Raw genomic sequence first — 12,752 nt, 5'->3', positions numbered from 1 at the left:
TTGTGGTCTACCAGGAAACCAAAGCCGTCAGGATTGGCATTGTCGGTTCGCTGACGATGCATCTCCTGCTATTTCTTTTTGCGGCGCTATGGCTGAGCATGGCACCCGCCCGTGAGGCGACGCTGGCTGACAAGGCCCAAACGCCGGTCGAGGAGGAGACGCTCATTTTCCCGGATGACGTCCCTCCCGATGTGACTGCGGAGCCTGAACCGGAGCCCGAGCCCGAACCGGCCCCCACCCCCGAGCCGGAAAAGACGCAGCCCAAGCAGCAGTACGTGCGGACTACGCAAAACACGGAGAGCCCCGAGGCCCCTGCCAACGCCGCCTTCACGTCCGATCGGAACACGGTCGCCTCCTCCAAGCTTCTTCCCGACAAAAACGGCGAGCCCGGCCGCCCTACCACCCGCGGCACGGATGAGCCGACCCTGGAGCTGGCCAACCGGGAATACAAAGACGGCGAGATCAAGAACGACGCCGGGATCTCCATGACCGGGATTCCCACCCTGCCGCCGGTGACGCTGGTGCCGCCATCCACCCCCAAGGCCCCCACCCCGGCCGTGGCCGCAGCGACCCCTCCTTCCGTGCCGGTGCAGGCCGTGCCTGAAGTGAAGCCGGCACCCACCCCGCCAGCCCGTGTGGATCCGGCCATGACCTCTCCCACCTTGGATGAGCCCAAGCATTCCATGCCGGACATCGCCATGAAGGTGGAGTCCCGCTCCGAGCAGATGGTGCGTGAGCTCGAGTCGCAGCTTCGCAAGGCGGACGCCGTGGACACCCCGCCGCCCGCGCCCCGGACGCCACCACCGCACTGGAAATGCGGACGCCGTTGGATGGTGCCCAGCCCGGCGTCCCCCAGCCTCCCCTTCCTCAAGGTGCCTCCCCCAGCGATCGCTCCCCGCTCGTTCCGCCGATGTCGAAGTCTGAACTGGGAGCCTTCTCCCCCCAGACCCGTACCAGCGCCACCAAGGGCACCATCAGCAACATCGGCTCGGAAGACTCCGTGGCGGCAGCGGTCACTCCGGTGGGTCGCTACATGCGCCAGGTGACGAGCGCCGTGGAGAAGAAGTGGCATTTCTACCGCAGCCGCGAGGCCGATGCGGTGGAGCCCGGCCGTCTCAGCTTGAAGTTCTACGTCAACAAATATGGCAAGGTGGAAGACTTGAAATTCACCATGAAAGATGCCAATCCCTTGATGGAAGATTTCACCATTGAGGCCATCCTCAAGGCTGAAATTCCCCCTATCCCCCTGGACCTGGTTCCCATCCTGGACAGAGAGCGCCTGGAGATCAACTACGACATCGTCATCCATCCCTAATCACCTGCCCATGTTCGAACCTGTCTGCCTTGCCGTCCTTAATAATGGATTAACGCACATCTGGAACTTCCTCGTGGGAGGAGGACAGGTGATGATCCTGATCGTGCTGTGCTCGATCATCTCTGCGACGGTGATCATCATGAAGGCACTCCAGCTGCGGGACAGCATCCTGTTCCCCGCGCACATTGAAGAGGAGATCCGCAAGATTGAACGCTATGCCACCACCGGGGACATCACCCCGCTCCAGAACATGCTGGAGGAAGACGGCAGCGTAGCCGCCCAGCTCGGCATCATCGCCATTTCCGGCAAACACGAAACGCGTGAGGAAAACAACGAAGCGTGTGAAACCGCCGCCCACGTGATCCTGCACCGACTGGAGACAGGTGTGCCGCTCCTTGAAGTCATCGTGACGGTCTCCCCGCTGCTCGGCCTACTGGGCGCTGTGGTGGGTCTCGTGACCGTGTTCTCCACCTTCGGCACCGGCAATGTCGTACCCGACGCCGACACCCAGCAGGTGGCCAAGGGGATCGCCGAGGCGCTCCACAGCACCATTGCCGGCCTCTTGGTGGCCATCCCGACCGTCATCGCCCACGGCTACTTCAGCCGCAAACTGGACGCCATCTCCGTGCGCATGGAGCTTATCCTCCGCCGCGCCATTCACGACTTCCACCGCCACTTCGAAGTGCGTCGCTCCCCACTGGCTGGCCGCTATTGAGCCCTCCGCCCTCCCTGCTAAGAAAGAGACGAGAAGCGCTGAAGCCGCCCTGCCTGCATGAACATCCGCCGCAAAAAACGCACCACGCCCCAGATCCCCATCGTGGCGCTGGTGGACATCCTTGTGATCGTGCTGCTCTTCATCGTGGCGACCACGACGTTCCGTGAGCAGCGGACGCAGATGAAGATCAATCTGCCAACCTCCAAGACACTGGGTGCCAACGCCCCCTCCAAGGAGAAGCGAACCACCCTGGCCATCACCCCAGAACGCAAGATCCTGCTCGACGGGACCGAAGTCACCGCTGACAAGCTCGCCGAAGCCCTCACCGCCCTGCGTGAACGGGATCCCAAGGCCAAGCTGGAACTTCAGGCCGACAAGGAAACTCCGCTTGGACTCCTCGTCCGAGTGTGGGATTCTCTGAAATCGGCTGGCATTCCCATCAACGATGTGCCAGCCCGCATCCAGCGTGGCATGGTTGCCCCCGCAGCCTCTGCCGCCACGGTGGCCCCGTGATCCAGCTCCCATTCCAGACCTGACACCCCGCTTTTGCGGAGTCCAGTTCCTCGGATTTTGCCTGCGGATCGCCCTTCCGGCGGTCCGCAAGCGTTTCCAAAGCAAACAGACCCCCAGTTAAATCTTCATACCCGTCATCATTCATGATCCTGCCCATTGTCATCTACGGCGACCCCGTTCTTCGCGTGAAGTGCAAGCCCATCACCGAAGTCACCGAGGAAATCCGGAAGCTGTCGCAGGACATGATTGAGACCATGCACAACGCCCGCGGCGTGGGTCTGGCCGCCCCGCAGGTGGGCATCGCCCTGCAGCTCGCCGTGATCGAAGTGCCGCCAGACGACGAGTCTGTGACCTACGTCCGCATCAATGGCGAGGACACCCCACTGGCTGAAGCCATGCCGCTGATCTTCCTGAATCCCAAGCTGGACCACGGGAAAGAGAAAGCCATGGGGGAGGAAGGCTGCCTGAGCATCCCAGATCTGCGCAGCGAAGTCCGCCGCTCCGCCGGAGTGAAAGTGGAGTACCAGACGCTCGACGGAGAGACCCGGACCATCGAAGCCGACGGTCTCCTGGCCCGTGCGCTGCAACACGAGATCGACCATCTCAACGGCATTCTCTTCATCGACCGTCTCTCCGCCGCCGCCAAGCTGGGTGTCCGCCGCAAGCTGAAACGGCTCATGCTGGAATGGGAAGAAGATGGCTTGATCCCGTCGAAACGGTAGTTCGGTAAGACGGTGATTCAGTAATTTGGTAGGGCAGTAATCCAGTGGGGCGGGGAAGGAGGCGGGGGCAGTTCGTAGCTCGTGGCTGGGTTCGTGAGAACCCGGTCAGGCCACTCGTCACCCAGGATCCGCTACTCACCCCGCAAGGCCGCGCCACCCTCCACACTCTCACGAGTGCAGCTACGAGCTGCGGCTGAGCGTGGTCGGAGCATCAGATTGACTCAACTCCTCACAGTGCCACCGCCGCGATGGAAGGAGATGTGTCCATCTCGGCAAAGGGCACGCGTTGCTCCTCCCAGGCCAGTTCGAGGAGCTTTCCACTCGTGATGCTTCCCACGGGGGCGCACGCGATGCCGCTTCCCGCGAACTCCCGGCAGACTTCATCCACATGCTCCGGGGCTGCCGTCAGCAGGTAGCCATAGCTCGGAAAAGAAAGCAGCCAACGACTGAGCTCCGCCCCAGCTGGCTTGGGGAGCTGGTCCAACTGCAACACCGCTCCTGCAGCCGAGGTGGCCAGCAACATGGCCAGCGTGCCCAGGACACCTCCGTTGCTGATGTCCTTGCCTGCTGTGAGCAGCCCGGCTTCTGCAAGTCGCGGCAACAGCTTCAAATCTGCCTGCAACCGCCCCGGTGGCGAACCCACGCTAGCGTTCCAGAAAACGGTGCCGGCTCCACGATAGGCCCCGCGCAAGTCCACTGCCATCAACAGGGTATCGCCCGGTTTGGCGTCAAAGCTCGTGATCAGCTTTTTCGCGCGTCCCACCACGGCCACGGCCAGCAGGGGAGTGCGCCCCTTGCCAAAACGCGTGGTGTGCCCGCCCACAATCGGCACCCCGTACGCAGCTGACGCCGCCTGCATGCCGGCCCAAAGCTCCGAGGTCACGGGGGAGGACTCCTCGGTCCAGACCACATCCACCAGCGCGGTGGGAGTGCCGCCCATGGCGGCAATGTCGCTGAGGTTCACCATCACTGCGCTGTACCCGGCGAACCAGGGGTCGAGTTCGATGAAACCTTCCATCATGCCCTCGGCCGCAAAGAGCAGGAAGCCGTCGCCATCTGGAATCGCAGCCGTGTCATCACCCACCGCGATCTTTTGAGCCACCCCCAGAGCAGGGGAGTAGGCGGCTGCGATCTTGAGCTTCTCCGCCACATTCGGATGCTCACGCAGGCTCAGGGCCAGGGATTCAAGCTGGTCGGGGGTCATGGGAAAAGCAGGAGGAGGGACGACACGCTCAAAGAGGAAACGAAGCTGAGGCTGCAGCCCAGCGTGTCATTCATCCGGTCTCACATCGGCACCTGCGGCTCACGCCACGAGTTCCGCCGGAGGATAGTGACCCAGTTCTGCCTCCATGTGGGCGTGCACGCGCCCGTGCAGCACCCGTTCCTCCAGCTTGAGCCAGTGCAGGCGCTGAAAGAATCGCGCATTCTGCTCCTGCACGTTCGCGAGAAAGCGGTCACACCCAATGGCGTTGGCCGTAGACACCGCTTTGTAAATGAGGCCCGCCCCGAGCGCTCCAAAACCCCGGTGCACCGGCTGATGATTCCGCACGCTCACCCCCGGGCTCATCTCCGTGAGCCGGCGATGCGCCTTGTGCACACACAGACGGCTCCCATACCAGAGACGGGGCTGGCGTTCATCGATCCGCACCGTGCCGACCACCTCATCCACCATGCCGGCCACCAAGGTGGCACAGATGAGGGGAATGGCGTGGGCGTCCACCTCATCGCGATCATGCTCCACAAAGACGCCCTGTTCTTCGCAGAACACATCCCGCCTCAGATCCCAATAGCCTTGTAGCTCCTGGGGAGTCGAGGCGATCTTGAACACAAAGTCCCGCGGTTTGTACTCTGGAAAGGGGTCAAAGAGCATGGCTCAAAAGGGGTGGGAGAACTGTTGGAGAGTCTGCAAAGGTTGTGCCAAGCGGGTGGACCATCACGAACCGAGGGCCAGTTCGTTGAGCTTGCGACCCGCCAGGGACTTGGTGGTGTTGTGACGGGCCTCAACACAGTCCGCGAGGAACCGCGCATCATCCGCCACCCCCGAGAAACGTCCCGAACCCCAGGTGTGCTGCCAGGGCAGACCTAGGAAATAAACACCGGAGACGTAGGTCACGCCCCGCTGATGACTCGGGTACCCTTTGCCATCGAACACCGGGATCTCAAGCCAGCGGTAGTCTGTTTGAAAGCCCATGCTCCAGATAATGGAGCGGATGCCTGCGGCGGCGAAGTCGAGATCCGGCGACTCTGCGGGCGGTTCCCACACCGGCACGTAGCGCTCCTCCTGCGGAACATCGATGCCGCGTGAGGCGATGTACTTGTCGATCGTGTTCTTGATGCTGTCCGCGACGTTGTCCGCGTTGTCGAGGTTCTGCTTCAAGTCGGTGCCAAACTTGAGCCGGCCCTGGCGCATCTCCAGCAGGCGGCCGTGCAGCTGCATGCCTTCGAGCGCGAACTTGCGCAGGTCGATGTCGCGACCGCCATCCCGGCCCGTGACATAGTGGTTGGCCTTGGCCCGCACCCGCTCCTTCAGCGGGTGTTCGTGCACGGGCAGGTTGTAGTAGCCCATCTCGTGGAGCCAGTCCACGACGTCCTTCCCGCGGTAGCGCCGGGCGGTGCGAGGAGCTCCACCCACACAGAGGTGAACCTTCCTGCCCTCGAGATGCAGGTCCTCCGCAATCTGACAGCCTGATTGCCCAGTACCGACCACCAGCACCGCCCCCTCGGGCAGGGCGGCGGAACTCTTGTAGTCGGAGGAGTGCATCTGCACGATGTCCTCTGGAAACTTCTCCGCCATGCGAGGGACCGTGGCGGTGTGGTAGCCGCCCGTGGCAATCACCACCTGCCCGGCGGTGAACTCGCCCTCGCTGGTGCTTATTTCATAAATCCCCGACTCATGGCGGCGCACCCGCTCCACGCTTACACCTTCGCGCAGCGGGGGATTGAAGAGCTTCACATAGTCCTCGATGTACTTGACGATCTCCTCCTTCTTCATGAAGCCGTTGGGATCGTCCCCGGAGTACTTGAACCCGGGCAGGGAGCACTGCCAGTTGGGAGTGACCAGACAGAAGTTGTCCCAGCGCTTGGAACGCCAGGCTTCGGCGAAGCGGTGTTTTTCAAAGATGAGGTGGTCGATGCCCCGTTCCTTGAGGCAGTAGCTCATGGAGAGGCCGGCCTGGCCTCCACCGATGATGATGACGGGATAGTGATGGGTGGGCATGACGGACATGGCAGAAGGTTGGTGTGCTCGGACTCTGGTTTCAGGGGCGGAGAGAAAGATCAGATGGAAAGGATGCGGACCGTCCCCTGAGGGGGTTGGTTCCTGGAGAAGTGCTCGATGTCGCTGATCTGGGCAGACGCGGAGGTGCAGTAGAAGCCGAACTTGGCCCGCACTCGCTCCGACGCCTCCGTGAGCGCCTCGCGGCTCCGGGAGACAAACTCCGTCACCGTCATTTCCTCGCCCTTCTGGAAATAGGTGCGGACGACGGTGGAAGGAGAGTAGCACTCCCGGGTGACGCCGTCGGGAAGCTGGATGGTGAAGTTGACGGAAGGCATGGGGGGGGAAGAGGGAAAAGGGAAAAGGGAGAAGGGGTAAGGGAAGAGGGTGGAAACAAGCTTTTTGAGGAAAGACTCCTAGAACCCAGAGGCTGAAACCCAAGTAAAACCTCTGTGTTCTCTGTGCCTCTGTGGTTAAATCATCAGGCTTCATTCACCCCAGACACATGTTCTGGCCGTTGCTGTCCTGGTTCTCGAAGGTGGAGAGCGATGAGCACGCGCCGCATTTGGCGCAGCCGGCCTTCACGGTTTCAGAGGTCATGCCTGCGGCGGAGAGCATTTCACCGAGGGGCTGGAGGATGCTGCGCATAAACTCCGCGCTGGGTGGCTGACGGTGTTGCAACGGGGTGCCGCCGATGGGGACGAAGGGCACGACGAAGGGATAGACGCCCAGGGCGATGAGCTGGCGGCAGCCGTCCAGGAGGCCTTCTGCGGTATCGCCCAGGCCGCCCAGCAGGTAGGTGCTGACCTGGCCGCGGCCAAAGACGGCCACGGCGGCCTCGAAGGCTTTCAGGTAATAACGCACCGGCACCTGGGCCTTGCCCGGCATGATGCGGGCGCGCACCGTCTCATCCCAGGCCTCGAGATGCATCCCGAGGGTGTCAACCCCCGCGTCCTTCAGCCGGTGGAACCAGCTGAAGTCCGCCGGGGGTTCACACTGGGCCTGGATGCCCAACCCGGTGCGGGACTTGATGGCACGGGCCACGTCCACCAGCACGGCGGCTCCGCGATCCTCCGTGGGCGGGGTGCCGGTGGTGAGCACCACCTGCTCGACGCCATCAAACTTCTGGGCGGCGGCCGCCACCTCGGCGAGCTGCTCCGGCGTCTTCCGCGCAATCGTGCGGCCCGCTTTGAGAGACTCACCGATGGCGCAGAACTGACACTTCGTCTCCGCATTGCCGTACCGGATGCAGGTCTGCAGCACGGTGGTGGCCAGGACGTTGTGAGAGTGGAGCTGGGCGAGCTTCCAGTATGGGATGCCGTCTTCCGTAGTTAGATCATAGAACCTGGGCTGGCGGGGGAAGCGGATGGGTGCCTCCGGGCGACCGTCCCGGTAGAGCATGGAGCGGCCGTCCAGCGCCGGCGGGTCGGCCGTGAAAGGGGAGTGGCGGGCCGGATGCGTATGAATGGGCACCATGACGGTGGTGCCCATGACCTGGAGGGCTTTGTGGTCGCTGGGCCCGGCCCCGCCGCGCCGGCTGGAGGCGGATGCCGCCTCATCCACCATACGCAGACCGAGGGACTGCAGCTCAGACACCAGCCATTGCTTGCGGGTGAGCAAGGCGGTCTCGAAGTCCGTTGGATTCATGGGAAGGGGAGCTGAGGTCATGGCTGCGGGAGGTACCGTTAATCAGGGGTTCAGGGCTCGCCGACAACGGCGAGGGGCACGACGTGTATTGCTGAAGCGGCTGCTGGTGCATCACCAGGGAGAGCAGATCCGGCCGGGAGTAGTGGCCCACGCTGTCCATCATGCGCTTGCGTTTGGTGATGAGGGCAAAGTCCAGGTCCGCCACCAGCATGCCTTCACCTTCGGTGAGCGGTTCACCGATGAGCGCACCTTCAGGAGAGACAATGGCGGTGAAGCACCCGCCGCGGAGGGCTTTCTGCATCTTGGCATCGGGAGTGATGCTGGTGATCTGCTCATTCGTGAGCCAGCCGGTGGAGTTCACCACAAAACAACCGGACTCCAGCGCGTGATGCCGGATGGTCACCTCGATCTGATCCCGGAAGATGGGCCCCACCATGGACCCGGGGAACTGGGCACAGTGGATCTGCTCGTGCTGGGCCATGAGCGAGAACCGGGCGAGGGGGTTGTAGTGTTCCCAGCAGGCCAGAGCGCCGAGGCGGCCCACCTTCGTCTCCACCACCTTCAGCCCGGAACCATCGCCCTGGCCCCAGATCATGCGCTCGTGATAGGTGGGGGTGATCTTCCGCCGCTTCAGCACCAGGGTGCCATCGGCATCAAAGACCAGCTGCGTGTTGTAGAGAGACCCGTGATCCCGTTCATTCACTCCCACCACCAGCACCATGCCATGACGCCGGGCCTGTTGGGAAAGAATGTCCGGGATCCAGCCGGGGACTTCCACCGCGTTTTCGTAGAGCCGCAGGTGCTCGCGACCGGCGCTCACCGGCGGCTCTACAAAGGAGAAATAGGGGTAGTAGGGCACGAAGGTCTCTGGGAAGACCGCCAGTTCCACCCCTCCGGCGGCGGCCTCAGCCACCGCCCGGCAGACACGGTCCACCGTGCCTTCCACACTGGTCAGATCAGGTGCGATCTGCACCGCTGCCGCTCGAATCATCGTCGCCATACGCCCCTGGGGGTTGTGTTTGTCTGCGGGTGCTGCTTCCTGCCCGCTTACAGGTTCCAGGAGTGGATCTGGACCGCATTGGCGCGGCCGTGGAGAAGGACGATGTCCAGTACATCCAGGGGATTGATCGGGATGATGCCGGGCAGAAACGCCTTCTCCGTCTGCCCGTACAGTGCCTGGGTGGAGAAGCGGCAGGCATAGATCTTGCCCCCCTCCGCCATGAACTGGGAGAGCCGCTTGTTCACCAGCAGATGGCCCGGGAAGGCTTCGTCACCCAGCGTGGGGAACCCTTTCTGGAAGCCCAACGTGACACCCGGCCCATAGAGGAGGATGGAGGTTTCATAGCCTTTGCGCAGCAGCCGGGTGGCCACCAGGGTGTTCACCAGACCGATGGACCCTTCGAAGGCGACACCGTGAAAGGTGACCAGCGCCTTTTCGCCAGGATTGGCCTTCACGTCCTCGAAGACCTTCTCTTCATAATCCACGAGAAAGTCGCCGTCCTTGTTCATGTCTCTGTTTACCGCGGGCATAGTCGTCAGGGAGTAGATGGTTTTCCGTTTTCCTCGGAGGCCCTGAATGGGTCCTCACACGCCGCAAAGATTCAGCAGCCGCGGTGCCACCATGCCAGGTGGTCTGTCCCGTCTGGCCGGACATTCATGCAAATCGTTGCATGACCGCCGGGGCGGCGGAAACTTCAAAATTCAAATGCCAAACTTCAATGGGGACCGGAAAAACGGGCTGGAAGTGGAATTGAGTTTTTGAAGTTTGTTTTTTGAAGTTTCCATCCAAAGGCCTTTCTGCCAAAACAGGGGCCTTACTCCACGTTCCCATGCTCCGCGCCGCCCTCCTACTTTCCCTCCTCGCGAGCCAGGCCGTCATGGCCGGGCAGGACTCCATCTGCGCCTGCGGCAAGCATCTCCTGCCCAAAATCACCAACGAAAAACCAGGTCGCAAATACGCCCGCGACCGGCTGGTGGACATCCTGCACCTGAAGCTGGATGTGACCCCGGACTTTGAAATGCGGACCGTCAAAGGGACCTCCACGCTCACTTTCAAGCCGATCGCCACTCCACTCACCAAGCTCGAGCTGGATGCGGTAGGCCTGGTGATTGAAGACGTGCAAACGAGCAACGCCCTGCTGGCCGAGTATGCGGTGACGGACGAAAAGCTGGTGCTGGTCTTCAAAAACCCCGTACCCGTTGATGCCGAGGCAGGCGTGGTGATCCGCTACCGCGCGCAACCTGAACGGGGACTTTATTTCCGCACACCTGAGACCGGCTGCAAGCCCGGCGACACCCAGGTGTGGACGCAGGGGGAGGCGGAGTTGCACCGCTACTGGTTCCCGTGCTACGACTACCCCAATGAGCGCTTCACCAGCGAGGTGGTCTGCCACATTCCCGCTGATATGAAGGCCATTTCCAATGGGGTGTTAGTTTCCAACAACCAGAAGGACGCCGCTGGTCTCACGCTGTGGCACTGGCGGCAGAACCAGCCGCATGTGAACTACCTCGTGGCCCTGGCCGCAGGTTATTTCCACACCCTGGAGGGGAAGGCCGGCACAGTACCCCTGGCCCTGCACGTGCCGCCGTCCGAGACCGCCCAGGCGGCCAATGCCTTCCGCGACACCGCGAAGATCATTCCTTTTCTCGAACGGGAGACGGGCACGCCCTTCCCGTGGGACAAGTACCATCAGGTGTACTGCCTGGACTTCATCGCCGGCGGCATGGAGAACACGAGCTGCACCTTCCAGGCCGCGGGCCTCCTTTTCCAGGATGACACCGAGACGCTCTCCAGCCTGCACTGGCTGGATGCGCACGAGGCGACACACCAGTGGTTTGGTGATCTGGTCACGTGCCGCGACTGGTCGCACCTCTGGCTTAACGAAGGATTCGCCACCTACTACACCGTCCTCTATGAAGGCGAGCGTAACGGCCCGGAAGCGTTCCAGTTCGGACTGCTGCGGGAGGCCAACAAGGTCTTCGACCGTCTTGACTCGCGCCCAATCGTCTGGCGGGATTACAAGGACCCCATGGAGCAGTTTGACTACCGTTCCTATCCCAAGGGCGCCTGGGTGCTGCACATGATCCGCTGCCGCCTGGGCGAGGACCTTTTCCGCAAGGCGGTGAAGACCTACCTGGACCGACACCGCAACACGGTGGTGGGCACAGATGATCTCCAGGATGTGCTGGAGGAAGTGTCCGGCCTGTCCTTCGACCGCTTCTTTGACCAGTGGCTCTACCACGGGGGCGTGCCCGAATTGAAGGCAGACTACTCCTGGGATGCAGCGACCAAGCTGGCCAAGGTGACCGTGCGCCAGACCCAGAAGGTGAGCGACCAGGTGCTGCTGTTCCAGTTTGACCTGCCGGTGCGGTTCTGGCTCAAGGGAGCGGAAAAGCCGGTGGACTTCAAGGTCACCGTCACCAAGGCCGAAGAGGACTTTTATTTCCCTGTACCTTCTTCGCCCGAGCTGGTACGCGTGGATCCCGACACAACGCTGCTGACGAAGTGGGATTTCACCCCGCCTCCGGACATGCTGAAGCGGCAGCTGCAAGGGGATGTGCTAGGTCGCATCTATGCCGTGCAGGCCCTGGGCAAGAAGAAGGACGATGACAGCGTGAAACAGATTGCGGAAGTCCTGAACAAGGATGCTTTTCACGGGGTGCGGAGTGAGGCGGCCAAGGCCCTGAAGCAGATCATGACCCCGGCCGCTCGCGACGCCCTGGTTGCGGGCTTGAACCAACCCGACGCCCGGGCCCGCAAGGCCGTGGTGGAAGCCCTGGGAGCGTATCCTCATCCCGTGGCCCACGCAGCCCTCCTGCAGCAGGCCCAACGCGAGAAGAATCCGGAGATCCTCGCACAGATCATCAACACCTGGGGTGCACGGCCGGCTGAAGCAGCCATCACCGCCGAACTGACGCGGTTGATGGCCACGCCCTCTTATCACAACATGGTGGCCGCCGCAGTGATCGGTGCGTTCCGTGCCCAAGGCGATGCCACGGCTGTGCCGCTGATTCTGGCCAAGCTGAGCTCCAAGGCGGATGTGCTGGAGTTTGATACCGGGGACTTTGCGGCTGGCATGGACGCGCTCGCTTTTCTGGCACGTGACCTGAAAGCAGAGGAACGCGAACCAGTGCGAGTATTCTTGACCAGCCATCTCAGCCATCCCAAGGAAGACCTTCGCGTCGCCGCAGTCCAGGGATTGGGCACGCTGCGAGATGCAAGGTCACTGGCAGTGCTCAAGCCCCTGACGACCGTGAGCAAGCCCTTCAAAGATCCGGTGCGGGATGCTGCGGAGAAAGCCATCGTGACCCTGAATGCAGAACAGCCCCGGCCGCTGGAGTTGAAGGATGTGTGGACCCAGATGCAGGACCTGCAACGCAAGGCGCAGGAGATGGAAAAACAACTGGAGACGATGAAGAAGAAGGCCGAGGCGAAGTGACGGGAAGAGGCGGTGAACATCAAGGTATTGGGGAGCGCAGTCCCGACGCGTCGGGACTGCCGTTCCCGGCGGCTCAGTGATCGGAGCGATAGGGTGAGCTCGTGGGGAGATGCGCACTGAGCTGCGGGCGAGCCGCCCTTGCAGCAGGCGGGCCGCCTGCGCTCCCCAAGCTTCCCATTCAGTCGAG

At 62.4% G+C, this 12,752-nt stretch carries 13 protein-coding genes; 6 read left to right on the top strand and 7 right to left on the bottom strand.

Annotated elements, in window-relative coordinates:
- The first annotated feature begins 98 nt into the window (after positions 1–98).
- From BV034_RS00530 to def, 5 genes are all read left to right on the top strand, one after another.
- Entirely contained in the window at positions 99–1,046 is a 948-nt protein-coding gene (locus BV034_RS00530; protein WP_265592481.1) for a hypothetical protein, read from the top strand.
- On the top strand, positions 1,034–1,315 hold the full coding sequence (locus BV034_RS00525; RefSeq protein WP_050023040.1) for a hypothetical protein: 282 nt from the start codon (positions 1,034–1,036) through the stop codon (positions 1,313–1,315). Before BV034_RS00530 ends, BV034_RS00525 begins: the two co-directional genes overlap by 13 nt.
- A gap of 10 nt (positions 1,316–1,325) precedes the next feature.
- A complete protein-coding gene (locus BV034_RS00520; RefSeq protein ID WP_081887482.1) occupies positions 1,326–2,030 on the top strand; it encodes a MotA/TolQ/ExbB proton channel family protein in 705 nt (234 codons plus the stop codon).
- Positions 2,031–2,087: 57 nt separating this feature from the next.
- Positions 2,088–2,543, top strand: a complete 456-nt coding sequence (locus BV034_RS00515; protein WP_050023038.1) for a biopolymer transporter ExbD — start codon at positions 2,088–2,090, stop codon at positions 2,541–2,543.
- A 143-nt stretch (positions 2,544–2,686) separates the two neighbouring features.
- Complete coding sequence (gene def / locus BV034_RS00510; RefSeq protein WP_050023036.1) at positions 2,687–3,265, top strand: peptide deformylase; 579 nt, start codon at positions 2,687–2,689, stop codon at positions 3,263–3,265.
- A gap of 229 nt (positions 3,266–3,494) precedes the next feature.
- Here the strand turns inward: def and BV034_RS00505 are convergent, their stop codons facing one another.
- From BV034_RS00505 to BV034_RS00475, 7 genes are all read right to left on the bottom strand, one after another.
- Positions 3,495–4,469: a sll0787 family AIR synthase-like protein gene (locus BV034_RS00505; protein WP_050023034.1), complete on the bottom strand. Its 975-nt coding sequence runs from the start codon at positions 4,467–4,469 to the stop codon at positions 3,495–3,497.
- A gap of 99 nt (positions 4,470–4,568) precedes the next feature.
- Positions 4,569–5,135, bottom strand: coding sequence for an MSMEG_0567/Sll0786 family nitrogen starvation N-acetyltransferase (locus tag BV034_RS00500; protein WP_050023033.1), 567 nt, complete (start codon positions 5,133–5,135; stop codon positions 4,569–4,571).
- 63 nt (positions 5,136–5,198) lie between these two features.
- On the bottom strand, positions 5,199–6,491 hold the full coding sequence (locus tag BV034_RS00495; protein ID WP_050023031.1) for an MSMEG_0569 family flavin-dependent oxidoreductase: 1,293 nt from the start codon (positions 6,489–6,491) through the stop codon (positions 5,199–5,201).
- A gap of 50 nt (positions 6,492–6,541) precedes the next feature.
- The gene (locus BV034_RS00490) at positions 6,542–6,817 is read right to left on the bottom strand and encodes an MSMEG_0570 family nitrogen starvation response protein (RefSeq protein ID WP_050023030.1); all 276 of its coding nucleotides are present in this window, start codon (positions 6,815–6,817) and stop codon (positions 6,542–6,544) included.
- 154 nt (positions 6,818–6,971) lie between these two features.
- Entirely contained in the window at positions 6,972–8,126 is a 1,155-nt protein-coding gene (locus tag BV034_RS00485; protein WP_265592480.1) for an MSMEG_0568 family radical SAM protein, read from the bottom strand.
- Positions 8,068–9,126 (bottom strand): Nit6803 family nitrilase, encoded by a 1,059-nt coding sequence (locus tag BV034_RS00480; RefSeq protein WP_265592479.1) that lies wholly within the window; start codon positions 9,124–9,126, stop codon positions 8,068–8,070. Before BV034_RS00480 ends, BV034_RS00485 begins: the two co-directional genes overlap by 59 nt.
- Positions 9,127–9,173: 47 nt before the next feature.
- Positions 9,174–9,656, bottom strand: a complete 483-nt coding sequence (locus tag BV034_RS00475) for an MSMEG_0572/Sll0783 family nitrogen starvation response protein (protein WP_050023028.1) — start codon at positions 9,654–9,656, stop codon at positions 9,174–9,176.
- Positions 9,657–9,955: 299 nt separating this feature from the next.
- Between BV034_RS00475 and BV034_RS00465 the strand changes: the two genes are divergently transcribed.
- Complete coding sequence (locus BV034_RS00465; protein ID WP_050023025.1) at positions 9,956–12,565, top strand: M1 family aminopeptidase; 2,610 nt, start codon at positions 9,956–9,958, stop codon at positions 12,563–12,565.
- Positions 12,566–12,752 lie beyond the last annotated feature (187 nt).

Origin of the sequence: Verrucomicrobium sp. BvORR034, from assembly GCF_000739635.1 — a bacterium.
In the GTDB taxonomy this organism is placed as follows: Bacteria; Verrucomicrobiota; Verrucomicrobiia; order Verrucomicrobiales; family Verrucomicrobiaceae; genus Verrucomicrobium.
This window is presented reverse-complemented; position numbering and strand designations above follow the sequence as displayed.

Excerpts from the sequence above, each read along its gene's own strand:
- BV034_RS00530 (WP_265592481.1), top strand. The coding sequence starts at position 99 with ATGGCACCCGCCCGTGAGGCGACGCTGGCTGACAAGGCCCAAACGCCG.
- BV034_RS00525 (WP_050023040.1), top strand. The coding sequence starts at position 1,034 with ATGCGCCAGGTGACGAGCGCCGTGGAGAAGAAGTGGCATTTCTACCGC.
- BV034_RS00520 (WP_081887482.1), top strand. The coding sequence starts at position 1,326 with ATGTTCGAACCTGTCTGCCTTGCCGTCCTTAATAATGGATTAACGCAC.
- BV034_RS00515 (WP_050023038.1), top strand. The coding sequence starts at position 2,088 with ATGAACATCCGCCGCAAAAAACGCACCACGCCCCAGATCCCCATCGTG.
- def (WP_050023036.1), top strand. The coding sequence starts at position 2,687 with ATGATCCTGCCCATTGTCATCTACGGCGACCCCGTTCTTCGCGTGAAG.
- BV034_RS00505 (WP_050023034.1), bottom strand. The coding sequence starts at position 4,469 with ATGACCCCCGACCAGCTTGAATCCCTGGCCCTGAGCCTGCGTGAGCAT.
- BV034_RS00500 (WP_050023033.1), bottom strand. The coding sequence starts at position 5,135 with ATGCTCTTTGACCCCTTTCCAGAGTACAAACCGCGGGACTTTGTGTTC.
- BV034_RS00495 (WP_050023031.1), bottom strand. The coding sequence starts at position 6,491 with ATGTCCGTCATGCCCACCCATCACTATCCCGTCATCATCATCGGTGGA.
- BV034_RS00490 (WP_050023030.1), bottom strand. The coding sequence starts at position 6,817 with ATGCCTTCCGTCAACTTCACCATCCAGCTTCCCGACGGCGTCACCCGG.
- BV034_RS00485 (WP_265592480.1), bottom strand. The coding sequence starts at position 8,126 with ATGAATCCAACGGACTTCGAGACCGCCTTGCTCACCCGCAAGCAATGG.
- BV034_RS00480 (WP_265592479.1), bottom strand. The coding sequence starts at position 9,126 with ATGGCGACGATGATTCGAGCGGCAGCGGTGCAGATCGCACCTGATCTG.
- BV034_RS00475 (WP_050023028.1), bottom strand. The coding sequence starts at position 9,656 with ATGCCCGCGGTAAACAGAGACATGAACAAGGACGGCGACTTTCTCGTG.
- BV034_RS00465 (WP_050023025.1), top strand. The coding sequence starts at position 9,956 with ATGCTCCGCGCCGCCCTCCTACTTTCCCTCCTCGCGAGCCAGGCCGTC.